Origin of the sequence: Pseudomonas sp. Irchel s3f10 (genome assembly GCF_900187515.1) — a bacterium.
Lineage (GTDB): Bacteria > Pseudomonadota > Gammaproteobacteria > Pseudomonadales > Pseudomonadaceae > Aquipseudomonas > Aquipseudomonas tensinigenes.
The window spans coordinates 253,511-278,162 of record NZ_FYDZ01000008.1 but is presented as its reverse complement, the minus strand read 5'-3'; the positions used below and the strand labels follow the sequence as shown (position 1 = coordinate 278,162).

The following is a 24,652-nucleotide window of genomic DNA, read 5'->3' as shown; positions in this document are numbered from 1 at the left end:
TCCTTTATCAAGGCAGGTCGATGACTTCCAAACGCACCTCCAAAGCACCCGCCGGCATGGTCCGAGTGCGCGGCGCCCGTGAACACAACCTTAAGAACGTTGATATCGACATTCCTCGCGATGCTCTCGTGGTTTTTACCGGGGTGTCTGGCTCTGGCAAGTCGTCGCTGGCGTTCTCGACCCTGTATGCCGAAGCCCAGCGCCGTTACTTCGAATCGGTGGCGCCGTATGCGCGACGGCTGATCGATCAGGTTGGCGTGCCGGATGTCGATTCCATCGAAGGCCTGCCACCAGCCGTGGCCCTGCAGCAGCAACGCGGTACGCCGAGCACGCGCTCGTCGGTGGGCAGCGTCACGACGTTGTCGAGCCTGATTCGCATGCTGTATTCGCGCGCCGGCAGTTATCCGCCGGGGCAGCCGATGTTATATGCCGAGGACTTTTCGCCGAACACGCCGCAGGGTGCCTGCCCGGAGTGCCATGGCCTCGGTCGCGTCTACGAAGTCACCGAAGCGCTGATGGTGCCCGATCCGAACCTGACCATCCGCCAGCGCGCCGTGGCTTCCTGGCCGTTGGCCTGGCAGGGCCAGAACCTGCGCGACATCCTCGTGACCATGGGCATCGACGTCGACATCCCGTGGAAAAAACTGCCGAAAAAGCAGCGCGACTGGATTCTCTTCACCGAAGAAACCCCGACCGTGCCGGTGTATGCTGGGCTGACCCCGGAAGAAACCCGCGTCGCCCTCAAGCGCAAGATGGAGCCGAGTTATCAGGGCACGTTCACCGGCGCCCGCCGCTACATCCTGCACACGTTTACCCATTCGCAAAGTGCGCTGATGAAGAAGCGCGTTTCACAGTTCATGCTCGGCAGTCCTTGCCCGTTGTGTGACGGCAAGCGCCTGAAGCGTGAAGCGTTATCGGTGACGTTCGCCGGGTATGACATCGGTGAGCTGTCGCAGATGCCGTTGCTGCAAGTGGCCGAGGTATTAAGGCCGGTGGCGGCGGCCAGTTATCTGCAGCAGGCCGAAGAAACCGGCGAGACCTTGAGCCACGCGCAAACCCGCGAGGCCCGCCAGCAGCGCGTGGCCCACGGCGCCAGCGGGCATGGCAGTGCGCCGGATGTGCGACACACGCCAAACCTGTCGCTGGAAAAGCGTTTGGCGGCGCAGCGCATTGCCGAGGATCTGCTGGAGCGCGTCAGCACCCTGACCGATCTGGGCCTCGGTTATCTGGCGCTGGAGCGCAGCACGCCAACGTTGTCGTCCGGTGAGCTGCAGCGTTTGCGCCTGGCGACGCAACTGGGTTCGCAATTGTTCGGGGTGATTTACGTGCTCGACGAACCTTCCGCCGGTTTGCATCCCGCCGATGGCGAGGCGTTGTTCGAGGCCTTGCAACGCTTGAAGGCTGATGGCAACACGTTGTTTGTGGTCGAGCATGACCTGGAAACCATGCGCCGCGCTGACTGGCTGATCGATGTCGGCCCGGCAGCGGGCGAGCAGGGTGGGCAGGTGCTGTACAGCGGCCCGCCGGCAGGTCTGGCCGCGATCGAGCAGTCGCAGACGCGGGCCTATCTGTTTGCCGAGTCGCAGCGCCAGACACGCGTTGCGCGCAAGCCGACGGCGTGGCTGAAACTCGACGGGATCACCCGCAATAATCTGAACAACCTCAGTGCCGAATTCCCGTTGGGCTGCTTCACCTCGGTGACGGGCGTGTCCGGCTCCGGCAAGTCGAGTCTGGTCAGTCAGGCCTTGCTGGAACTGGTCGGCGCGCAGTTGGGGCGGCCGACGGTGGAGAGCGAGCCGGAAGAACTCAGCCTCGAAGACGACGCACCGCAGGTCAGCAGCGGTCAGGTCACGTCGGGGCTGGAGTCGATCAAGCGACTGGTGCAGGTCGATCAGAAACCGATCGGCCGCACGCCACGCTCCAATCTGGCGACCTACACCGGGCTGTTCGACAACGTCCGTAAGCTCTATGCCGCGACCGACGCTGCTCGGGCTGCGGGTTATGACGCTGGACAGTTCTCCTTCAACGTCGCCAAGGGTCGTTGCGCCACGTGCGAGGGTGAAGGCTTTGTCAGCGTCGAGTTGTTGTTTATGCCCAGCGTTTATGCGCCGTGCCCGACCTGCCATGGCGCACGCTACAACCCGCAGACCCTGGCGATTCTCTGGGAGGGGCTGAGCATTGCGCAGGTACTGCAATTGACCGTCGAGGAAGCGGTGACGGTGTTTGCCAGGCAAGCGGGGATTCGCCGTTCGCTGGAGGTTTTGCGCGATATCGGCCTCGGTTATCTGCGTCTGGGCCAACCCGCCACGGAGCTGTCCGGCGGTGAAGCGCAGCGGATCAAACTGGCTACCGAGTTGCAGCGCAACCAGCGCGGCGCGACCTTGTACGTGCTCGATGAGCCGACCACCGGGCTGCATCCGCGCGATGTCGACCGGCTGTTGGAACAACTGGATACGCTGGTGACGGCGGGGCATACGGTGATTGTGGTCGAGCACGAAATGCGCGTGGTCGCGCAGAGTGACTGGGTGATCGACATCGGGCCGGGGGCGGGGGATCAGGGCGGCAGGATTGTCGTGGCGGATACACCGCAGAAGGTTGCGGCGAGCAAGAAGAGCAGGACGGCACCGTTTCTGGCCCGTGCCTTGAGCCGATAGGTGGGTTGGCAGGCTGACGTCTTTGTCGGAACGCCGCCCGGAGCAAGCTCGCCCACCCATATCCCGCGTGCACGCCGAACCCTGTAGGAGTGAGCCTGCTCGCGATAGCGGGGTGTCAGTCACAGATGAATTGGCTGACCTGACGCCATCGCGAGCAGGCTCACTCCTACAGTGGATCTGTGTTCGACATCAGTTCCTGTGGGTGCTGCAGTCAGGCACCATCGAGCGTGCGGCGGACCTTGTCGAGCAACTCACTGATCTGAAACGGCTTGACCAGCATGTCCATGCCGCTGCCCAGAAACACCTGACGATTGATCGCCGTTTCCGCATACCCGGTCATGAACAGAATCGGCAATCCGTCACGCCAACCCCGCGCCACATCCGCCAACTCCCGCCCGCTCATGCGCGGCAGGCCAACGTCGGTCAGCAACAGGTTGATCGACGGATCATTCTGCAATCGCTCCAGCGCCGTTTCGATATCCGCCGCCTGGGTGCAGCGATAACCCGCGTCTTCCAGCACTTCAGTGACAAACATGCGCACCGATGGCATGTCCTCGACAATCAGTACATGCTCACCGCTACCTTGCGGATCAACCACTGGCGCGGGGATGTCGGCCCCGGTCGGGTCGGTGGTGGCCGGCAACATGATGGTCACTTCGGTGCCGCGCCGGGCGACGCTGCGGATGTGCGCATCACCGCCCGACTGGCGGGCAAAACCATAGATCGTTGACAACCCCAGCCCGGTGCCCTGGCCCAACGGTTTGGTGGTGAAAAACGGATCGAAGACTTTATCGATGACGTTGTGCTCAATCCCTGTGCCGTCGTCGCGCACCGACAGCGCCACGTAAGCGCCATCGGCCAGATTCGGATCGCCGTGTGAGTACGCGGCGTAGGTGTTGACCCAGATATTGCCGCCCGCCGGCAGGGCATCCCGGGCGTTGATCACCAGGTTCAATACCGCACTTTCCAGCTGCACCGGATCGACCAGGGCGATGGCCGGTTTGTTGGTCAGTTCAAGCTTGAGGTTGATCCGTTCGCCGATGGTGCGCACCAGCAATTCTTCCAGCGAACGGACTTGCTCGTTGATGTCCACCGGCCGTGTATCCAGCGGTTGCTGACGGGCAAAGGCCAGCAAGCGGTGGGTGAGTGACGCGGCACTCATCGCTGAATTCAGCGCCGCTTCGGAATAAAACTGCACCTTGTCCAGACGCCCATCGACCACGCGTTTCTGGATCAGCTCGAGGCTGGTGATGATTCCGGTCAGCAGGTTGTTGAAGTCGTGGGCGATACCGCCGGTGAGCTTGCCTAGTGCGTCCATCTTCTGTACTTGCAGCAACTGCGCTTCGGCGCGCACGCGCTCAGCGACTTCCTTGGCCAGTTGCGTGGTGGTGTCGTCCAGGCGCGCCAGATGCGAGCGCTCGCGATGGCGGTGTTCGGTTACGTCTTCGACAAACACCAGGCTCAGCTCTGGCGTGCGGTACGGCGAAATCTGCCACTCGGTCTCGCGGATCTCGCCCTGCACGCGCATGTTCAGCGTGCCTTGCCAGCGTTCGCCATCGACCAGACGCAGGCGCAATTCATTGAGGATCGCGCTTTGATCCTCGGCGAAGCATTCACGCAGGATTTGCGGGTCCTGATTGTCGATAATCAGTTGTGCGAAGGCCTGGTTGCACTCATGCACCTTGAGGTTGGCATCAAGCACCGCGATCGGCGCGGACACATTGGCGAAAATTTCGCGGAATCGCGCTTCACTTTCGCGCAGGGCATTTTCCGTATCGCGCACCCGCAATAGCGTGCGCAGGGTCGCCAGCAGTACATCCGGGTCCACCGGGTGAATCAGGTAGGCATCGGCGCCGGCATTGAGGCCGGTGATGATGTCGCCAGTCTGGATCGACGCCGCGGACACATGGATCACGGGCAGCAGGGCAGTGCGCGCATCAGCGCGCAGAATGCGCACGATATCGAAGCCACTCATGTCCGGCAGATTGACGTCGAGAATCAACGCATCGAGTGCTTCGCTGTCGATCAGCGCGAGCCCGTCGCCGCCGGTCCCGGCCTCAAGGACTTCGTAACCGTGGCGCTCCAGCCGTCGACGCAGGGCGTAGCGGGTGGCGACGTTGTCATCGACGATCAATAGACGGATGTCACGTTTCATCGACGTTCTCCAGAGCGATCGCCAACGGGATGATCACGAAAAAGGTCGAGCCGACCCCCGGCGCACTGTCCATCCCGACTTCACCGCCGAGCAGGGCGGCGAAGCGTTTACACAGCGACAGGCCCAGCCCGGTGCCGCGCAGACGTTTCTGCAACGGCGAGTCGACCTGGGAAAAGTCCTCGAACAATGCGCCATGCAGCTCGGCAGCGATACCTATTCCGGTGTCGCTGACGGCAAAACGCACCTTGTCTGCACCTTCGAGCCGCGCGGAAACCCGTACTTCGCCTCGCGTGGTGAACTTCAGCGAGTTGGAAATGAAATTGCGCAGGATCTGCGCGAGCTTCTTGTCGTCGGTGTACAGGCGCGGCAGACCGACCGGTTCCTCGAAGATCAGGTCCACGGCGCTGGCATCGACGATCGGCCGGAACATCCCGCGCAGGGCGGAGAACAGGTCGAACATGTCGAACCACGCCGGGGAGATGGTGATGCGCCCGGCTTCGATCTTCGCCAGATCGAGCAGGTCATCGACCATGTCGCTGAGTTCGCGGGCGGCGGTGCTGACGAAGGCCACCTGTTTGTGCTGTTCGGGGCTGAGCGGACCGTCGAGTTCATCGGCCAGCAGGCTGTTGATGCTGAGGATAGAGCCCAGTGGCGTGCGGAACTCATGGCTCATGTACGACAGGAAGCGGCTTTTCAGATCCGAGGCCTGGCGCAATTCCTCAGCCTGTATGTCGAGTTCGGCGTACAGGGCCAGCACGCCCTGATTGGTTTCATCGAGTTCTTCGCGCAGGGCCGCGGTTTCGCTCTGCAACTGCGCAATCAGCGCGGTCTGTTCCGCACTGCTCAGAATCGGCGACTCAGCCATGGGCGGCCTCCAGGGCAACGACCAGCACCGTTACATCGTCGCGCCCGCGACTGAAGTCGCGGTGCAGGACGCCGGCTATCACGGCGGGATGGCGGTGCACCAGACCGGGGTAGTCTTGAAGGTTCCAACGGGACTGCAAGCCGTCGCTGTACATGATCAATAGATGTCCGTTCACGTGAGCATAGTCAAAGGATCTGGCTTTCCGATACTGCACGCCGACAATGCCTGGGTGCGAGGCCAGTCCACGGGACTTGTCGGCGTTGATCAGACTGGCGCCGATGTTGCCGACGCCGGCAAAGGTCAAGTGGTCGCGCCGCGCATCGAACTGGGCGAACGCGACAGCGCCGCCGCGAGTGCCGATCATGTCGCGGTGCATGTCCTCCATCAGCATCACCGGCTCGGCGAAGGGCGTCAGGGCGAACGTTTGCGCTCCGGCGCGGCCGGCGCGTTCGGCTTCTTCACCGTGACCGAGGCCGTCGATGATCAGCGCGCTGATGCTGCCGTTGTCATACGCCAGGTGCCAGACATCGCCGCAGGCCGGATCGTTGTGCAGTGAGTGCTGGCTTATCCCAAAGCGCATGTCAGGCTCGCGATCCGTGCGCGGATAAAATCGCGCCAATAACACCGCGCCACGGGCATCGGCGTACACATCAAACACTTCGGTCTGGCGTGATATCGAGCCAAGGCCGATGCCTTGGGTGCCGCCGGTCGAGAACCCGTCGGCCATGCAGGCCTCCAGATCAAACCCCTGAGCACGGTCGATGGCGAGCAGTTCAATGCCAAAACCATTGGCGCGTGGCAACACCCGCAGGTGCATTTCACCGTGGCTGGCGTGCTTGAGCACGTTACTCGCCAACTCCGTAGCCACCAGTGCCACGCGTCCGGCATCGCGCTCGTCAAAGCCATGTTGTTCGGCCAGTTGTTGCGCAGTGCGCCGTGCGTGGCCGATCTGGCTGCTGTCTTCGATCAGTAAAACCTGGGTCATCGACCCGCTGATATTCATGTCCATCGGGTAATCGTTATTCGGGTGCCCTTGCCGGGCTCGGTGTCCAGTTCGAACTCTTCAACCAAGCGTTTCGCCCCGGTCAGGCCCAGGCCCATGCCGCTGCCGGAGGTCCAGCCGTCGGTCATCGCCAGTTTCAGGTCGGGAATGCCCGGGCCTTCGTCGCGAAAGGTCAAGCGCAGACCGACCTTGTGATCCTCATCGAGGATCTGCCAGTCCATGTCGCCGCCGCCACCGTAAACCATGGTGTTGCGGGCCAGCTCGCTGACCGCCGTGACCATTTTCGTCAGGTCGATCAGGCGCATTCCGCATTCCGTGGCCAGCTTGCGTGCGGTCTGGCGGGCGAGCACGACATCCTGCTCGATGTGAATGGGTTGAGTACCGCTGCTGCGTACGGTCATTGCCGGTCTACTCGTTCCTGCAGCAGTTTCATCCCGCGCTCGACATTCAGTGCGGTGCTGACGCCGGGCAAGGTCAGGCCGAGTTCGACCAAGGTGATCGCCACTGCCGGTTGCATGCCGACCAGCATGGTTTCGGCGTCCATGATTTTCGACAGGCCGGAAATCGTGCTGATCATCCGGCCAATGAACGAGTCGACCATGTCCAGCGCCGAGATGTCGATCAGCACGCCACGCGCCGAGGTCTTGCTGATGCGCTCGGACAAGTCGTCCTGCAAGGTGAGGGCGAGTTGGTCATGCATGTCGACCTGAATGGTCACCAGCAGGAACTTGCCCATTTGAAGAATCGGAATTCTTTCCATGGGCTCAGACCGCTTTGCCGATGCTGATGCCCAGGCGGGTCAGGGCCAGTTTCAACGCATCCGCCAGATTGGCTTTGGTCACCACGCCTTGCAGGTCGAGGCCGAGGTGGACGATGGTTTGCGCGATTTGCGGACGCACGCCGCTGATGATGCAGTCGGCACCCATCAGGCGGATCGCGGTGACGGTTTTCAGCAGGTGTTGGGCGACCAAAGTATCGACCGTCGGCACGCCGGTGATGTCGATGATGGCGATTTCCGAACCGGTGTCGACGATGCGCTGCAGCAGCGATTCCATCACCACTTGCGTGCGTTGCGAATCGAGGGTGCCGATCATCGGCAGCGCGAGCACGCCGTCCCACAGCTTGACCACCGGGGTCGACAGCTCCAGCAGTTCTTCCTGCTGACGCTTGATCACCGCTTCGCGGGATTTCTGGAAGGTGCGGATGGTGTGCATGCCGAATGCATCAAGCAGCTCGGAGACTTCCCAGAGTTGTTCGGCGAGCAGCGCCGGTTGGTCTTTGTAATGGCTCTGCAGCAGGTTAAACAACGGGCCTTTGAGGGCGAAGATGAAACTGGCGGTCTGCTGCGAATCCTGGCCGAGCAGGGCGCGGCTGTGGGAGAGCTTTTCGAGGAACTGGCGGGTGGCTTCCCAGCCCGGTGCGGCAATGTTGGTACCGTTGTCGTTCTCGATGCCACTGACCACCAGTTGCAGGAATTCCGTGGTCTGTTGCTGCAGATCGTGATCTTTCAGATTACGCGTGGCACCGCTGGCTTGCAGGCCGTTGATCCATTCGCCCAGCAGTTGTGCTTGTTTGTTTTTCATCGCATCGAGTGTGCTGTTCTGCAGTGCTGCCATGTGCCTGTTGCTCCGTCGCGAATTGGGGGGCGATCGTGAAAATGATCGCCGCGAAGTGATCGACATTTGCCGTTCGAAATAGTTGTTCGTTCATGCACGTATATTTTTGCTCTGGCGCAAGGAACGTCCCGGTAACTCTAGTCGGCGTCGCCGGGCGCGGCGAAGTTTTGAACGTTGGCGTGGGGCAGGCTTCGAATCTTCAAGGCCCGGCGGGTTTGCGCCGGGCTGGTTTTGACGAACGAGGTGGTCATGAACGAGCAATCGCAAAATCAGCAGAAACCCTCCGCCGAGCCGATCAACCGCAACGACCCGGCGATTGACCCGCAGGTGCCGGGGCAAGAGGTGCCGACGCAGCAACAGGGCGATGACGGTCAGGCGCAGAGTGCGGATCCGGTGGTGGATCAAAAGAACAAGCACACGGACAACGACAATGAATTCAGTCCGGGCTTCGAACCGCAGCCGGATCGGGCGAAACCGGGGGAGGAGACGGATGCGGATATTGATACGGATGGCGGTTGATGTTCGGCGGATATGACAAGGCCGCATCTTATGGATGCGGCCTTTTTTTCGCTGGAGTCTGGTGGTGTGGCTGAGATCGATCCCCCTCACCCCAGCCCTCTCCCCCAAGGGGGCGAGGGGGAAGGGAGCCGATCTCGGTGCTTTTCAAAAATCAGGTTCAACTCGAGATTTCAAGTCAGGGGCTGTTCAGAGCCTGAGTTCGACTCAAGACTTTCAAGTCGGCGTAACTCGAACATCCACCTCGGTCGGCTCCCTCTCCCTCCGGGAGAGGGCTGGGGTGAGGGTAAAGCTTTTTACTTGCTCGGATGTTTGGCCTGCAACTCTTTAGCGGCGGCCAGATGTTTTTCCAGCCCCGGCAGCATTTTCTGCGCAAACGCTTTCAGCTCAGTCGCGCCTTTGACCTTGTCATCGGTCACGGTATTGGCTTGCTTCTTGAACAGCTCAATAGTCTCTTCGTGCGCCTTCACCTGATTGTTGGCGTACGCCGCGTCGAAAGACTCATCGCGCACTTCGAGGATTTTTTCCTTGGCCTGTTTGACCAGGGTCGTAGTGTCTGGAACTTCGATGTCGTTGGCCTTGGCAATGCTCGCCAGTTCGTCGTTGGCCTTGCCGTGATCGGTGATCATCATGTTGGCGAACGCCTTGATGTCAGCCGATTGGCTTTTTTCCAGGGCGAGACGGCTGGTTTCGATTTCAGCGATACCACCGGCCGCAGCGTTATCGACAAAGTCATTGTCAGTCGCAGCGAAGGCGCTGCCCATGCCGCTGCTCAAAGCGACAGCCAAAACCAGATGACGCAGGTTGAATCCGTCCATTGTGTATCTCCACGCAGTTATTGTTGGTGTTAACCAATGGAGACGATGCGGTGAATAAAGGTTTGATCGCATTTGCGACAGGGCGACGAACGGGCACCGCTGGTCTGACAGGTGGTCGACAGAACCCTTCAACCGAGGCCATTCTGATAACTGGCCAGCGCAATCGGTCGCGCTGGCCAGCCGATCAACTGACGGAGGTGTTCCATGCCGGTTCCCCATGACCTGTTTCAGGACTTGAGTTGCACGAAGGAAGAGATCCAGCAAAAACGCACCCAGGATCCACGATTGGATTCACTGATCAACAAGTATTCCCAAGCCGACGCCGATGTGGTCAAAGCCGAAACGGCCACTTCAGATGCCCCCACCGATGACGCATTGAAAAAGCTCAAAGAGAAACGCCTGAAGGTCAAAGACGAAATCGTCAGCCATTTGCAGGCTCCGTCCTGATCCGCCGACCTGCGGTTGCGGATTGACGGGAACGACAGCCACGAGCGGCACCTCGAATGTACAGAGTCTTCCATCCGACTCATTGCGAGGTGCCTTATGAACGATCCCAAATTCCCCAGTGAAGAGCAGGGCGCATTCGACCCGGTTCCCACGCATCCCGAACCCAATAGCCCGGCGCATACCACGGCCAATCCTGAAGAGCCGGATGATGATCTGCCCGAAGACGAAGATCCGGACAAGTTCGATAAATCCAGCAACTGACAGATCGCCATCGCTGGCAAGCCAGCTCCCACAGTGAATTGTGTTGTCCACAAATGCCGCGGTCAGCAAAGAACCCTGTGGGAGCTGGCTTGCCAGCGATGGCGTCAGTAGGCTCGATACAGATCCAGCAGGTTCACTTCAGCGCCGCATCCAGCGGCATCCGCGCCATATGCGTCGCCTTCAACGAGCCAAAATACAACCACGACCCATACTCGCGCACCGTGGTGATCGGCGAGTAATTGCCACTGCTCGCATCCTGCAAATTGGCAATCACCTTGCCCTCCAGATCCAGCCCCAGGACAAACCCGCGCTTCTCCACTGGCTTAGGCAGAACCGCCAACGCCCGCACGATCATCTTGCGCACGAACGGATGCCCGGCGGTGCTATCAAGCAGAGCATTGCGCGGCGCATACAACGCCACCCAGAACCGGTTACTGCCATTGAATGCAAGGTTGTCCGGCAGCCCCGGCAGGTTGTCGATAAACAGGTCATGAGTGCCGGCTTTCGGCCCGGTCAGCCAGTAACGGCTGATGCGATAGGCGCCGGTTTCGTTGACCAGCACATAGGCGTCGTCCGGGCCGAGGGTCACGCCGTTGGCGAACTCAAGCTTATCGAGCAGCACACTGGTTTTACCGCTCTGAAAGTCATAGCGCAGCAAACGCCCATCACCGCCGTGCTCAATGATCGCCTCGCCATCATGGCCGTAGCCCCAGCGGCTGGAGGCATCACTGAAATAGGCGTAATGCCCGGACTTGTCGATGGCGACGTCATCGGTGAAACCGAACGCCAGACCATTGGCCTCCGTGGTCAAAGGGATCAACTGACCTTGCGCATCAAGGGACAGCAAACCCTTGACCCCGTCGGCGATCACCAGCAAGCCGTTCGGATGTCGGGCCAAGCCCAGCGGACGGCCACCGGTGTCGGCGAGTACTTTGCGTTGCTGGCCGTCGAGGCTGGTGCGGATCAGTCGGCCGTCGTGCAGGCCGGTGATCAAAAAGTCACTTTCCAGCAGCAAGGCTTCTGGCCCTTCGATGTCGCTCGGCCCGACCTGCGCTATGCCTTTGAGTTTCTGGTTTTCGGCATACATGCCTTCTGTCAGCGAAGGTGCCGGCGGCGGCGTCCATGCCACCGGTTCGACTTTGGTCGGCATCAACAATAAGAACGCGATGACGATGAGCACCAGCAGCAACAGCAGATGTCGTAGCTTCACGCGCTGGCCCTCGCCGAGGCCAGGTATTGCGCGGCCATGTCGCGCAGCGCCAGCATCGATGCGGCGGATTCGCGCTCGATGCGCCGTTTCAGCAGCAGGTGATTGGCGATGCGCATGCCCAGACCGCCGAAGCGATAATCCAGCGTGCGCACAAATCGCGTACCGCTGTCGCCGGCGCTGCATTCATAGGTCAGCAGCAACGACAGGCCATGATCGCCTTGTGCCCGTGCGCACCAGCGTCGGCCGGGCAAGTACTCGGTGACTTCCCAGATTAAATGGCCTTCACGTCCACCCGCGTGAATGTCCTCTTCAAAGCGCGAGCCGGCATGCAGTGGGCCGTGGGCGCCATCGATCTTCAGCGACGAGGGGTGCCACTCCGGCCAGCGACCGACACTGGCGGCGTAGGCAAGCACAGCATTGGGTTCGCCAGCGATATCGACGGTGTGCTGCATGCGGGTCATGGCCATTCTCGCGTAGCTCAAAGGGGCGGTTTCCGGCTCCCAGTAAAGGGTGCCGAACAGGTAGTCCATCAGCGGCAGGACGATGTTGAAATTGCTCTGCTGCATGCGCTCGCGGCGGTGATGCAGCTCGTGCAAGCGGCGCATCTGGCGGATCCATGGCAGGCGCGCCAGAGGATTGTCTGCCGGCAAATGCTCGCAGGCATGAAACACCTCGTAAGTCAGATAACCCAGCACCATGCAGCCGCCGAACAGTCCGGCGACGTTGGCGTTTACCTGTGCCAACAGCCACCACAACGGCAGGGCAATCACTAGTGTGTGCAGCACGATCAGCCAGGCAGGGAACAGGATCACCCGCCAGTCGCGGGCACTGTCGTAGGTCATGTGGCCGGGGGTGAAGAAACTGTGATGATCGCCGGCATGCCGGGCGTAGAACATTTTCGCGAAGGTTTTTTTGTGGTGGCCGAGATGGCGATGGACCATGTACACGCCGAAATTGAACAGCAGCAGGGTCAACGGCAGCGTCAGCCATTCCAGCAGGCTGACCTGCCGCACGCTGCCCCAGAACGCAGCGATGGCCAGCACGCCGAAGAGCAGCACGAAGACGCCGTGCAGCCACGGGTTGTACAGCGGATGAATGGCCGCGCGGTAACGGCTGCGGAATATTTCGGTGGTCTGCCTCACTGCTTCACCTGCGGGTATTGTTGTTATACCCGGCAGATTAGCCGATCCGGCCGTTTGTGCAGGCCGGACCTCGATGGCACATGCGCCATGCTCCGGTACGAAGCCGTCGCTTTAGCTCAGCGGGTTCCAGCGCTGCGACCAGTCGTCATCGGTGCGGATCACTTCGCGCAACAGGTGGAAGGCTTGTTGCAGGGTCGCCGAATCGCGATCGCGTGAGTAGACCAGGTAAGTCGGATAGCCGAATTCCGGAGCTTTGGTCACTGCCTCAAGGGCGCCGCTTTCCAGATACGTGCGTACTACGCGGGTGCGGAAGTAGCCGCTGCCGCCGTGTTCGAGAATGTATTGCAGGGCCAGTGGGCCGAGGTTGAAGCTTAGCGCCGCTTTGGCTTTTTCCGGCAGGGCGGCGTCATGCTGGCGGCGGAAGTCCGGGCCCCAGTCGATGTAGACGTAAGGATCGGGGCGCTCGGGGGCGCGTACCAGAATCAGTTTTTCTTCCAGCACTTGCTCGACCTGCAATCCCGGCCAGTATTCCGGCTGATAGACCAGTGCGGCGTCGAGCACACCGAGTTCCAGTTGCCGCAGCAGATTTTCGCCGTCGCGGATTTCCATGCGCAGGGCGTGCCCGGGAATCTTTTCGCGCAGCTCCGCCGCCCAACTGAGCATCAGCGGGTTGCACAGGCTGACTTCGCCACCGATGTGCAGCACGTTGTGATAGCCCTCGGGCAGCGGCAGGTCGCGGCGCGCGGCTTCCCAGGTCTGCACCAGTTGATTGGCGTAGACCACAAAGGCCTCGCCATTGGGCGTCAGTTTCGCCCCGGCGCGGTTGCGCACGAACAGCGTGCTGCCCAGCTGGCTTTCGAGCTTTTGCACCCGGGCGGTGATCGCCGTTTGCGTGACGAACAGCTTCTGCGCGGCAGCGGCGAGACTGCCGTGACGGACGATTTCCAGAAAGGTGCGAGCGAGATCGATGTCCATGGGCGGGCCGGTGTTTGAAGTGTCGGGCATTGTAAAGGCAAAAGCCCCTCACCCTAACCCTCTCCCGGAGGGAGAGGGGACTGACCGAGGTGTCTGGCGTCATACATCGACCTGAAAGATCGGGTCGATTATGGATTCAGAACATGAATCTCACATCGGTGTAGATCTCCAATATCCCCGGCTCGGTTCCCTCTCCTTTGGGAGAGGGGACTGACCGAGGTGTCTTGCGTCATGCATCGACCTGAAAGATCGAGGCGATTATGGATTCAGTAGAGATCGTTCATGTCGGCGAACCTCTACAGCATCCCCCAATCGGTCCCCTCTCCCTTGGGAGAGGGCTAGGGTGAGGGGAAAGCAGTCACCGCCAAAATCAACTGGCCAACTCGGTCAAACGCACCCGCGCCCACTCTTCGATCAACCGCGCCGGCGTGCCACACACCTTGCGCTTGTAGACAAAATTTCGGCACTTCTCGGCAAACTGATTGCGGTTGTAGAGCATGTCTTCCTGCATCTCCTGCAACTCGGTTTCGCGACACCGCTGGATCAATACCTGATCAACCCGCGCCTTGCGCTCACGCACCGCCGCATAGGTTGGATCGCTCACCACACCATTGGCCCGCTGCAGCAACCACAGGGAAAACTCGTCCGGGCAACGCGGGCCGATTTCCTGAACCATGCCCAGTTGCCACGCCTGCACCGCGCTCACCGGCAGGCACGCCTGAGTCAGTTGCTCGGCCATGGCCGGGCCGACGGCGCGGGGCAGGCTGTAAGTCCAGTATTCGGAGCCGTACAACCCCATGCTCTTGTAATGCGGATTAAGCACGACATCGGCGCGGGCAAAGACAATGTCGGCCGCCAGTGCGAGCATCACGCCACCAGCGCCAGCGTTGCCAGTAACGCCACTGACCACCAGTTGCCGGGCGGTGAGCAGTTCTGCGCAGACATCGTCGATCGCCTGAATATTCGCCCAGGCTTCAGCACCGGGATCCTGCGCGGCCTGGATCACGTTCAAATGCACGCCGTTGGAAAAGCTGCCGCGCCCGCCCTTGATCAGCAACACCTGCGTATCACGGGATTTGGCCCAGCGCAGCGCAGCGACCATGCGCTGGCATTGCTCGGTGCTCATGGCGCCGTTGTAGAACTCGAATGTCAGCTCACCGACGATGCCGGATTCGCGATACCGCAGCGGTTGATAGGCTTCGTCACTGAACGGCTGTGTAGCGATCGACCAGCCCAGCACCGGCACGTCGGCCAATTGCTCAGCCAACAGGTGCCGCGCCGGTTGTTTGAAGGTTTCTTCGCCGGGTTGCGGTTTACGGCGTAGCGAACCAATCCACAAACTTTGATCACCCGCCGCAACCAGCACGGCATCGTCATGCACCGCAAGAATGTCGCCGGGCACGCCGCTGCGTGAATCCAAGTGTGCGTCGTAAACGTAATACTGACTGCCGGCCAGGCTCGCCAGCACGCCGGGCTGACCATCGGCGGCATCGATGCAGCGTTTGATGAAGCGCGCGCAGTCGTGCCAGCTGAAACTGCGGTCGACCTGCTTCATGTTCGGCTGCAAGCGCCCGCGCACTTTCGCATCGGCATAGTCCAGCGCCACCGGCTCGAATCCTTCGACGAATTTCTCCACCACTTCGCGTATGCAGCGAATCGCCGCGTCACTGACCCGGCCGTTATACAGCTCGGATTTGCGCAGGCCCGCCGGCAGGTTGAATTCACAAGAGGCCCACACTGGCCCGGCGTCCATTTCCTCGACCGCTTGCAACGCGGTAACGCCCCAGCTCGACAATTCATTGGTAATCGCCCAGTCGAGGGCACTGGCGCCGCGGTCGCCAACAATACCCGGATGAATGATCACCACCGGCCGTTCGGCATTGCTCCACAGCGCCTCGGGCACACGGTCCTTGAGGAACGGGCAGATCACCAGATCCGCGCCGCTGTGTTCGATCTGTTCGCATACAGCGTTTTCATCGGTAAACAGCACTACGCTCGGCGAGTGCCCGGCCTCGCGCAGTTCCAGCCAGGCACGTTGGGTCAGGCCGTTGAACGCTGACGACAGCAGAATGATGTTGAGTGGTCGCATGCTTGCTCTTCCTTGAGTGGGTTCGCCGTGGGCTCTCGGTGAGCCGTCCCTGGCTTTCGATGGAGCCGCGAGATTAATCAGTGGCCGGCCATGCGCCAGTGACCGAGGTCAACGTTGTGTCAGCCAATGTTTCTGCGGCGACCAAGTGCCTTATGCTCAATGGTTTGCTTGTGCTGATTTTTTATTACTTCAAATGTCTTCGAGGCTATTGCACAGTCGCGCCTGATCAGAGCCGGACGATCCCGGCAGAACGATGGTTTTTCGCAGCGGGTGGGACCCGTTTCAGGGAGCAAGGCATGGGTGGGTACAACCCGCATTACCAGATCATCGGGCAGATGTTCCAAAAGGACTATCGCTGGCTGTGTGCTGCCGTTGGCCGCACGCTGGGTTGCCCGCACAGTGCGCAGGACATCGCTTCGGAAACCTTTCTGCGGGTGCTGGCATTGCCGGACCCAACGGCCATTCGCGAACCACGCGCGCTGCTCACCACCATCGCTCGCCGACTGGTGTACGAAGGCTGGCGCCGCCAGGACCTTGAACGTGCTTATCTGGAAAGCCTGGCGCTGGCACCCGAACCGGTGCATCCGTCTCCGGAAGAACGGGCGCTGGTGATCGAAGCGCTGCTGGCGGTCGATCGGTTGCTCAACGGGTTGTCGGCCAAGGCCAAAGCGGCGTTTCTCTACCATCAACTCGACGGCCTGACCTACAGCGAGATCGGCGAGCGCCTCGGCGTATCGACCAGTCGCGTGCAGCAATACATGGTCGAAGCGTTCAAGCGTTGCTATCAGGCAATGCAGGCATGAGGCCGGACGACGCGGTGATCGACGAGGCGGCGCAATGGCTGGCGTTGTTGCAATCGGGCGAGGCGGGCATGGCCGAGCGGGCAGCGTTTGAGGTCTGGCGGCTTGCCGATCCACGGCATCAACAGGTCATTGAACAAATGGGCGGCGGCCTGAATCTGCTGCGCAACCCGAGCCTGCGCAGCGTGCCGCGCAACAGCCTGCTGCACAGTCTCAATGCGCCGTCGAGTCGTCGACGCTTTATCAGCGGCAGTCTGAGTGTGCTCGGTGTTGCGCTGTTAGCCGGATTACTCGGACGGCGCTACGGCTGGCTGCCGGAGGCGGGGGAGTTGTCGACCGGCACAGGTGAACGACGTGACTTCACCTTGGCCGACGGCAGTGCGCTGACCCTCAATGCGCGCAGTCGTGTGGTGCCGTTGTTCGATAGCCAGCAACGCTTGCTCGCCTTGCGCAGTGGCGAATTGTTGGTCGATGTGGCGAAAGAGTCGGCGCGACCCTTTGTAGTCGAGACCGAGCACGGGCGCATGCGTGCGCTGGGGACGAAATTTCTCGTGCAGTACAGTGAAGATACGACGCGATTGGTGCTGCTCCATTCGCAGGTCGAAGTGGTCACGGCGGGTGGCGAGCGGCAAGTGGTGCAGGCCGGAGAAAGTCTGTTATTCAACGGCGCTGGAGTGCTGTCGCTGGAACGCAGCACCGGTCAGGAAAGTGCCTGGGTGCAAGGTCGACTGGAGGTGCGCGACCGGCCTTTGTACGAAGTCATCGACAGCCTGCGCCGCTACCGTCGCGGCATTCTGCACCTGAGTCCCGACGTTGCGGATCTACGCCTCAGCGGCCTCTATCCGCTCGACGACAGCGATCGCACGTTGCAACTGCTGGAACGCTCGCTGCCGATCCGCGTCACCTGGCACAACCCGTACTGGGTCAGCATCGACGCGCGGTTATAAACCCATAACTTCTTGGCCTAATCGCCGCCCTATAAAAAGAGCCGGCCCGCTGCTCATTCCCTGCAGATGCCTCCAACAGGGAAACCCTTCGATGTTCTCAATCAAACAACAATTACCTCGATTGACCCTCGCCGCTGCCTTGGCGATGGGCATCAGCCCATGGGCGGCGGTTGCCCAGGAGCCTGCTGCAGCGGTGTTTACCTTCGACATCGCTACCGGACCGCTCGACGAAGTGCTGCTGGACATCTCGCGGCAGAGCGGTGTGCCGATTTCCTTCAGCCAAGAACTGGTGCAGGGCAAGCGCAGCGCGGCGGTGCGCGGTGCGTTGGGCGGTCGTCAGGCAGTAGAGAAAGCTTTGCTCGGTAGTGGCCTGCAAGTCGAGCAAAGCGCTCAGGGCCTGACCGTTCGCGCAGCCGATGCGCCGGCGAAAGTCACTGCCGTGGCACCGGTCACCAGCGCCGATTACCGCATGGAAAAAGTCACCGTCACTGGCTCACGCATCGCCCGCGCGCAGAGCGATGGCGCCACGCCGGTCAACGTCATCACCCACGAGGAAATGGAAGCACGCGGCTACAAAAACGTCTACGACGCCCTCGCGACGCAGACGCAAAACACCGGCATGACCCAAGGCGAAGATTACGGCAACACCTGGCAACCGGCGGCCAGCGCGCTCAACCTGCGCGGCCTCGGGCCGAACCATACGCTGGTGTTGATCAATGGCCGTCGCGTCGCCGACTACCCGACGCCGTACGACGGCAAGGTCAACTTCACCAACCTGGCGAACATTCCGTCGGCGGTCATCGAACGCATCGAAATCCTCAGCAGCGGCGCCTCGGCGATTTACGGCTCGGACGCGATCGCCGGGGTGGTCAACATCATCCTCAAGGACAAGATCAACGGCGTCGACGTCAATCTCAAGGGCGGCACCAGTGAGCGCGGCGGCGGTGACAACCAGCGTTTGCAGATCAGCGGCGGCGGCAGTTGGGGGGATTTTGACGGCTTGTTCGGTCTGGAACTGACCAACCGCGATCCGATCTGGGCCGATGACCGTGGTTTTATGCAAAACGGCCCGTTGGCGGACGTCGGTTACCGCCGCGACCTGAGCAACAGTCGTTATCTGGGACCGGGTTGCGGTGCTTATCAGGGCACCTTCGACAACAAACTGGTCAACAGCGGCGGGCGCTGCCGCACCGACCAGATGTACAACGACTACTGGACCGTGCAGACCCAGAAGGAAAACTACGACGGCTACACCCGTGGCACCTGGCATTTCAGCGACAGCGGCCAGGTCTTCGCCGATTTGATGTACGGCCTCGACCATATCCAGAACAACACGCGCGGGCCGACCTTCACCTCGCCGGATTTCATCAACCAGAACAGCGGCAATCTGGAGCGCTGGTATCGACGCTTCGGCGAAGAGGAAATCGGTGGTCGCACCAGCAACAACAGCAAGTGGCGCGACACCTCGTGGACCGGCACCCTCGGTCTCTCGGACAAGATCGCCGACACTGGCTGGAGCTATGATCTGGCGGCCAATCGCTCGGAATATCGCAGCGTCAGGACCACGCGCTACACGCCACTGTCATCGATTCAGGATTTCTACCTCGGCCCGCAACTCGGTGTCAGCGGCGGTTATCCAGTATTCGCCCCGGATGCTTCACGGCTCGACCGGCCGCTGACGCCGCAGGAGTGGCAGCAGTTTCGCGGCAACCTCACCCAGAGCAGCAAGTCGGTGTCGACCAGTTACAACGCTTCGGTCAACGGTGATCTGTTCGACTTGCCGGCCGGCCCGGTGGGCTTCGCCGGAGTACTGGAAGCGGGCAAACAGGAATACCGCGTCGACCCGGATGACGGCCTCAACGACGGCACGTTTTACGGCGTGAGCCCGCAGCAAAGTTCCGGCGGCTCGCGCAAGCGTTATGCGGCGGGTGGCGAGTTCAGCATTCCGGTCACCGACACGTTGTTGGCGACTGCCGCCGGACGCTGGGACCAATACAAATTCAGCGGCCGCACCGAGCAGCAGAAAACCTACAACCTGGGACTGGAATGGCGCCCGGTCACCAGCCTGTTGCTGCGCGGCAGTTACGGCACCAGTTTCCGTGCGCCGGACCTGAACTACATCTATCAGTCCGACAGCAATGGCTACTATCCGGCGCAGATCGATTACTACGGTTGCAGCCAGGGCGTGGAAGGCGCGTGTGATCGTGGGCGGGTCGATTACACCCAGAGCGGCACCGCGAATCTGGAGTCTGAACGCGGCAAATCGTGGACCTATGGTTTTGTCTGGTCGCCGTCGCGCAACTTTGATTTCTCCACGGATTTCTGGCGTGTCGAGATCGACGATCTGCTGACCACCGTCGATGAAAACCGCTTGTTGCAACAAGAGAACGAGTGCCGCAACGGTACGCAGGACATCAATTCGGCCAATTGCCAGTCGACCCTGGCGCGCATCGATCGCAACGCCGGCAATGCCGCAGTCGATCCGAACCAGTTGAACCGCGTGCGAGTCAACGCGATCAACGCCGCCAGCGAGCGGGTCAGTGGTCTGGACTTCAAGAGCAACATTCGCTGGGGCGCCGGGCAGTACGGCGCATTCAGTTCGGCGCTGGGCTACACCTTGGTGCTGTCGCATTACTACAAGGAGTCGGAAGAAGCACCGACGCAAGACTGGCGCACCTCACGCACCAATTACGACTGGCGCAGCAAGGTCAACGCCAGCCTGACCTGGGATTATCAGAAAGCCACGGCGACGCTGATGGGCATTCGTTACGGTTCAGTCACCAACGGCGCAGGAGACGGGCGTCTGTCGCCGTGGACGGTGTTCAACGCCAGTGCGCGTTACAAACTCAATGACCGGGCAAGTGTCGGTCTGACCGTGAACAACGTGCTCAATCAGGTCAAACACGATGATTCAGCGGGGTGGCCGTATTACCCGACCGGCAACTATGACCCGTACGGGCGGCAGTGGTGGCTGGACGTGAGTTATCACTTCGGCGGCTGATGGCAGGAATTTCGCGTTGACGTCCTACGGAAAATGGCGGGTTTTGCGGTAAGCAGGGGATATTTCCGACGACTTTTTCAGGTTGGTCGTCGGACGCGCGATCTATAGCATCGGACCTGACATTGAAGTCGCTGAGCGGCTTGAACGCTCAGGCTCCCAGATCAAGGATCAATTATGCGTACACCACACATTCAGCATGAAACCTCTGTTTATTCCCTGCGCAACTTCTGGATCGACGATCGCGCCAGATGCCCCATGGAGGATGTCGCGATGCCCGCAGCAAAAGTGCCTCGGCTGACGGGGCTGAAGAAGGTCGCGGGCAAGCCTGTCGATTTGCTCGTGCATGGCCAGGACCTCGGTGACGACGCCATGCTGATTGTCCGCCTTACCGAGGAGGGCTTTGAGCTGAGCGACGTCGTCAACATGCTTTCAACTTCCGAAATGTACCTGCGCGAAGACATGGTCAAACGCATTACCGGCAGGTCTGTCAGAACCGTGCAGCGGCTGCTGAAGGAAGGCAAATCGATACGGCTTGACTCGCAGCAGAGTGTTGTCGCCTACCAATATGCGCTGGTGCTGGAGATGGCCACTCGGGCGTTCGGGGGGCTGTCACAGGCGGAAATATGGATGCAGAAGTCCACCCCTTACCTTAATGGCTACGTGCCGTTGGAGTTGACCCACCATCCGCTCGGTTTCCAGATGGTCGAGCAATACTTGTGTCGGGTTCTGTACGGGGGTTACCCATGAATCCCTTGCCCTGGGAAGGGCACTGGTATGGCTGGCGCCTTGATCAGGAGGCCTACGGAGAGACATGGGACAGCGGGATGGGTTCAAAACTGAAGGGCGGTCGATGGAATGCGCCTGGCCGGCGAGTCGTCTATGCATCTGTTGACCCGTCCTCGGCCATTCTGGAGGTGGCGGCCAATAACAGTTTTGATGCACTGGACAGAGAGCCTTATGTGCTGACGTGCTTTGAAGTCATCCGCGATGCACGGGTCAAAGTCGTTCAGCCTGAAGAGGTACCGAATCCTTACTGGTTGAGTCCCGCGTGGCCGTCGCCCAATCAACAGCGGTTTGCCGACGCTTTACTGGATGAGCATCCGTTTGTCCTGATTCCCTCGGCGGCAACCCGCCACTCGTGGAATCTGCTGGTGAGTTGCGACCTGGCAGAGGGGCAGTTCAAGATGGTCTCCCAGGAGCGGTTTGGCCTGGATACCCGGTTGTTGAGGGAGGTGACATTGGCTTGATGCGGACGCACGGCATTTTGTGCATAACCTCATCACCCAACGGTCTAAACCACCCTCTATAAATCCTTATTCGTCATTGCACATCCCTGCATAAACCAAAACGCAGGGATGGCTGTTCATGATTCAGTTTTCACCCGTCAAATCACCTTTGAGCCTGGCCTTGCTGCTGGCAATCAACACGCTGCCGGCCATCGCCGCCGATAGCACGGCAACCGAACCGACCACTCAACTGCAGCGTGTCGAAGTCACGGGGACGGCAATCCGCCGGGTCGATGCAGAAACCGCAGTGCCGGTGACCATCCTGCGCGTAGAAGAGCTGCGCGAGCAGGGCGTGTCCACCACCGAGGAACTGGTCAGCCGGATATCCGCCAACCAGTCTTCGGTCGGCTCCGGGCGTTCGGTGGGGTCGAGCAGTGGCGGGGCGTCTTTTGCGGATCTGCGCGGCATCGGCGCCAACAAAACCTTGGTGCTGCTCAACGGCCGGCGCCTGAGCAACAACGCCACCAATGCGATCAACGGCTCGGGTGTCGATCTCAACACCATTCCGTTCGCTGCCATCGACCGCGTCGAAGTGCTGCGTGATGGCGCCTCGGCACTGTACGGCACCGATGCGATTGGCGGGGTGATCAACTTCATCACCAAGTCCAGCCTGACCGAAGGGCAAATCAGCACCAATTACGACACGCCAACGCATTCGGGGGGCGGTGAAAGTCGAAACTTCAGCGGCAGTTGGGGCTTCGGTGATTTGCAGGATGATCGCTTCAACGTGTTTGGTGTGGTCAGTTACGACAAGCAGCAACGCCTGGCCGCTGAGGATCGCGGCTACACCTACAACTATCAGCCCAACCGCGGACTTGATTACACCTCCGGCACCGCCTCGCCGGCCAACTGGAGCCAGGGCAGTAACGCCACCAACCCTTTGGCCGGTTCTGGCTGCAACGCACCGGGTTTGCTGGCGCGCAACGGCATCTGCCGGCAGAGCCTGTGGAATTACCTCGATCTGGTGCCGGAAACGGAGAAGACCTCGGCCTTCGCCAAAGCCACCGGTAAGCTGTCGGACGATCACAATGTCAGCCTCGAATACTTCTGGGCGCAAAACGAAAACCGCACGCAAATCGGCCCCGGCACTTTGATGGGTAATCAGGTCAACCCCGGCACGGCGTTCTATCCGGGCAACGGCATCACCCCAGGGCCGAACGGTTTTGCCCTCGACCCGACGCAACCGGTCGACGTGAACTGGCGCGAAACTGCCGTCGGCGCGCGTCAACACGAAGACGACAACACCAGTCAGCGTTTGCTGCTGAGTTTCGACGGCACGCTGGTCGGCTGGGATTACAACCTCGGCGCCTCGTATAACCAGAACAAAGTGGTCAACAGCATTCAGGACGGCTACGTCAATGACCGTGCAGTCAGCGCCGGTATTGCCAACGGCGTGATCAACCCGTTCGGCCCGCAGACGGCTGCCGGGTCCGCGCTTTTGGCGGCCAACGCGGTGGACGGTGATTACGCCACGGCGGTAGGGCGGGTGAAGGCCATCGACGGGCGCATCAGTCGTGAAATCGGCAACTGGTTCGGTGCCGGCCCTTCGGCATTGGCGCTGGGCGGCGAGTATCGCAAGGAAGACTTCCATCAGGATTTCGCGCAGTTTGCCGGCGACGTGCAAAGCCTTGGTGTTGATCCGAACGGCAGCGTTGCCGGGGATCGCAGCGTTTCCGCCGAGTACGCCGAGGTCAACGTGCCGGTGCTCGACAGCCTCGAACTGTCCGCCGCCGTACGCCACGACAAGTACAGCGACTTCGGCAGCACCACCAATCCGAAATACTCGTTCCGCTTCCAGCCATTCAAGGAGTTGGTGGTGCGCGGTGCCTACAGCGAAGGATTCCGCGCACCGTCGTTGTATGAGCTGTACAACCCGACCTTCACCAGTTTCACCAACGCCAACTACAACGATCCACGTTTGTGCGCTGGCGGCAATCCGAGCAATGGCGGCATCGCCAACCGTGATTGCGCGCAGCAGTTCAATCGCACCAGCGGCGGCAATACCGACCTCAGCCCGGAAACCGCGCGCAACGTTACCCTCGGGTTTGTCTATCAACCGTTTGAGCGCCTGAGCGCCGGGCTGGATTTCTGGTGGATCGACATCGCCAACCAGATTGCCGAGTTCCCGGAATCGGCGGTGTTCGAGAATCCTGAGCTGTACCCGGATCGGCTGGTGCGCAAGCCGGATGGCTCCATCGATCACATCGTCACCGGCCTGGCCAACCTCGGCAAGATCAAGACCAACGGCGTCGACGTCAGCTTCGATTACCGTTTGCCGAGCACGCCGTACGGAAACTTCGGCATCGGCCTGCAAGGCACTTACGTCACCCGTTATGACTATCAGCAGCAACTCAAGGGCGACTACATCGACAAGCTGGGCGATTTCCGTGGCGGTGACTTTGCCTCGGCGGGTGCCGTGGCGCGCTGGCGCCACAGCCTGACCGGCAGCTGGAATTACGGCCCGTTCGGCGCCGCGCTCACCAACCGCTACACCAGCGGTTACCACGACTCCGATCGCGACACTCACGATTACGTCGGCTCTTACAACGTCTGGGATCTGGCCGGTACTTACACCTGGCGCAAGACCTTGAGCGTGACCCTCGGCGCGAAAAACCTGTTCGACCGCGAGCCACCGTTCAGCAACCAGACCTACACATTCCAGAGCGGCTACGACCCGAAATATGGCGATCCGTTTGGGCGGACGCTGTACACGCGGGTCAGTTACAAGTTTTGAAAATGCTCAGAGATGGCGGGTTTTAGTCACCTATTGATCTAAAGCACGCCCTATAAAAATCGCCGGCCTGTTGCACATCACAGGTAGGCAGAAGGTGTGTTGACTGTTCCGGCGTTATCGCGAGCAGGCTCAC

General features: G+C 60.8%; 21 protein-coding genes. 10 read left to right on the top strand and 11 right to left on the bottom strand.

Going from position 1 to position 24,652, the window contains the following annotated elements; translation table 11 throughout:
* The first annotated feature begins 20 nt into the window (after positions 1–20).
* Positions 21–2,654 (top strand): excinuclease ABC subunit UvrA, encoded by a 2,634-nt coding sequence (locus CKW17_RS18990; RefSeq protein WP_095121002.1) that lies wholly within the window; start codon positions 21–23, stop codon positions 2,652–2,654.
* Between the two features lie 211 nt (positions 2,655–2,865).
* On the opposite strand, the gene CKW17_RS18985 is transcribed toward CKW17_RS18990, so the two are convergent.
* Genes CKW17_RS18985 through CKW17_RS18960 form a run of 6 tightly spaced genes read right to left on the bottom strand, consistent with a single transcriptional unit; the run spans position 2,866 to position 8,293 of the window.
* Positions 2,866–4,809, bottom strand: a complete 1,944-nt coding sequence (locus CKW17_RS18985) for a response regulator (protein WP_095121001.1) — start codon at positions 4,807–4,809, stop codon at positions 2,866–2,868.
* The gene (locus tag CKW17_RS18980; RefSeq protein ID WP_095121000.1) at positions 4,799–5,674 is read right to left on the bottom strand and encodes a sensor histidine kinase KdpD; all 876 of its coding nucleotides are present in this window, start codon (positions 5,672–5,674) and stop codon (positions 4,799–4,801) included. Before CKW17_RS18980 ends, CKW17_RS18985 begins: the two co-directional genes overlap by 11 nt.
* Positions 5,667–6,677: an ATP-binding protein gene (locus CKW17_RS18975; RefSeq protein WP_095121025.1), complete on the bottom strand. Its 1,011-nt coding sequence runs from the start codon at positions 6,675–6,677 to the stop codon at positions 5,667–5,669. Before CKW17_RS18975 ends, CKW17_RS18980 begins: the two co-directional genes overlap by 8 nt.
* Positions 6,674–7,078: an anti-sigma regulatory factor gene (locus CKW17_RS18970; protein ID WP_008084828.1), complete on the bottom strand. Its 405-nt coding sequence runs from the start codon at positions 7,076–7,078 to the stop codon at positions 6,674–6,676. The genes CKW17_RS18975 and CKW17_RS18970 overlap by 4 nt, the downstream gene beginning before the upstream one ends.
* Positions 7,075–7,437 (bottom strand): STAS domain-containing protein, encoded by a 363-nt coding sequence (locus CKW17_RS18965; protein WP_007912539.1) that lies wholly within the window; start codon positions 7,435–7,437, stop codon positions 7,075–7,077. Before CKW17_RS18965 ends, CKW17_RS18970 begins: the two co-directional genes overlap by 4 nt.
* A 4-nt stretch (positions 7,438–7,441) precedes the next feature.
* On the bottom strand, positions 7,442–8,293 hold the full coding sequence (locus CKW17_RS18960; protein WP_095120999.1) for an STAS domain-containing protein: 852 nt from the start codon (positions 8,291–8,293) through the stop codon (positions 7,442–7,444).
* A 249-nt stretch (positions 8,294–8,542) separates the two neighbouring features.
* Here CKW17_RS18960 and CKW17_RS18955 point away from each other — a divergent pair, with 249 nt between their 5' ends.
* Positions 8,543–8,812, top strand: coding sequence for a hypothetical protein (locus tag CKW17_RS18955; RefSeq protein WP_095120998.1), 270 nt, complete (start codon positions 8,543–8,545; stop codon positions 8,810–8,812).
* A gap of 293 nt (positions 8,813–9,105) precedes the next feature.
* Here the strand turns inward: CKW17_RS18955 and CKW17_RS18950 are convergent, their stop codons facing one another.
* Positions 9,106–9,627, bottom strand: coding sequence for a DUF4142 domain-containing protein (locus CKW17_RS18950; RefSeq protein ID WP_095120997.1), 522 nt, complete (start codon positions 9,625–9,627; stop codon positions 9,106–9,108).
* A 204-nt stretch (positions 9,628–9,831) separates the two neighbouring features.
* On the opposite strand from CKW17_RS18950, the gene CKW17_RS18945 reads away from it, so the two are divergent.
* On the top strand, positions 9,832–10,074 hold the full coding sequence (locus CKW17_RS18945; RefSeq protein ID WP_064387680.1) for a DUF465 domain-containing protein: 243 nt from the start codon (positions 9,832–9,834) through the stop codon (positions 10,072–10,074).
* 96 nt (positions 10,075–10,170) lie between these two features.
* Entirely contained in the window at positions 10,171–10,335 is a 165-nt protein-coding gene (locus CKW17_RS30415) for a hypothetical protein (RefSeq protein WP_176470091.1), read from the top strand.
* 133 nt (positions 10,336–10,468) lie between these two features.
* On the opposite strand, the gene CKW17_RS18940 is transcribed toward CKW17_RS30415, so the two are convergent.
* From CKW17_RS18940 to CKW17_RS18925, 4 genes are all read right to left on the bottom strand, one after another.
* Positions 10,469–11,545: an SMP-30/gluconolactonase/LRE family protein gene (locus CKW17_RS18940; protein WP_095120996.1), complete on the bottom strand. Its 1,077-nt coding sequence runs from the start codon at positions 11,543–11,545 to the stop codon at positions 10,469–10,471.
* On the bottom strand, positions 11,542–12,687 hold the full coding sequence (locus tag CKW17_RS18935) for an SRPBCC family protein (RefSeq protein ID WP_095120995.1): 1,146 nt from the start codon (positions 12,685–12,687) through the stop codon (positions 11,542–11,544). The genes CKW17_RS18940 and CKW17_RS18935 overlap by 4 nt, the downstream gene beginning before the upstream one ends.
* A gap of 111 nt (positions 12,688–12,798) precedes the next feature.
* On the bottom strand, positions 12,799–13,662 hold the full coding sequence (locus CKW17_RS18930; protein ID WP_095121024.1) for a LysR family transcriptional regulator: 864 nt from the start codon (positions 13,660–13,662) through the stop codon (positions 12,799–12,801).
* Positions 13,663–14,032: 370 nt separating this feature from the next.
* Positions 14,033–15,751: a hydrogenase maturation protein gene (locus tag CKW17_RS18925; protein WP_095120994.1), complete on the bottom strand. Its 1,719-nt coding sequence runs from the start codon at positions 15,749–15,751 to the stop codon at positions 14,033–14,035.
* Between the two features lie 296 nt (positions 15,752–16,047).
* On the opposite strand from CKW17_RS18925, the gene CKW17_RS18920 reads away from it, so the two are divergent.
* The 6 genes from CKW17_RS18920 (at position 16,048) to CKW17_RS18895 (ending at position 24,519) form a co-directional block, all read left to right on the top strand.
* The gene (locus CKW17_RS18920) at positions 16,048–16,554 is read left to right on the top strand and encodes a sigma-70 family RNA polymerase sigma factor (RefSeq protein WP_034152323.1); all 507 of its coding nucleotides are present in this window, start codon (positions 16,048–16,050) and stop codon (positions 16,552–16,554) included.
* Positions 16,551–17,498, top strand: a complete 948-nt coding sequence (locus CKW17_RS18915) for a FecR domain-containing protein (protein WP_095120993.1) — start codon at positions 16,551–16,553, stop codon at positions 17,496–17,498. The genes CKW17_RS18920 and CKW17_RS18915 overlap by 4 nt, the downstream gene beginning before the upstream one ends.
* A gap of 91 nt (positions 17,499–17,589) precedes the next feature.
* Entirely contained in the window at positions 17,590–20,499 is a 2,910-nt protein-coding gene (locus CKW17_RS18910; RefSeq protein ID WP_095120992.1) for a TonB-dependent receptor, read from the top strand.
* A gap of 270 nt (positions 20,500–20,769) precedes the next feature.
* Entirely contained in the window at positions 20,770–21,246 is a 477-nt protein-coding gene (locus CKW17_RS18905) for an antitoxin Xre/MbcA/ParS toxin-binding domain-containing protein (RefSeq protein WP_176470094.1), read from the top strand.
* Complete coding sequence (locus CKW17_RS18900; protein ID WP_095120991.1) at positions 21,243–21,746, top strand: RES family NAD+ phosphorylase; 504 nt, start codon at positions 21,243–21,245, stop codon at positions 21,744–21,746. Before CKW17_RS18905 ends, CKW17_RS18900 begins: the two co-directional genes overlap by 4 nt.
* Before the next feature lie 118 nt (positions 21,747–21,864).
* Positions 21,865–24,519, top strand: a complete 2,655-nt coding sequence (locus tag CKW17_RS18895; RefSeq protein ID WP_095120990.1) for a TonB-dependent receptor — start codon at positions 21,865–21,867, stop codon at positions 24,517–24,519.
* Positions 24,520–24,652: the final 133 nt, after the last annotated feature.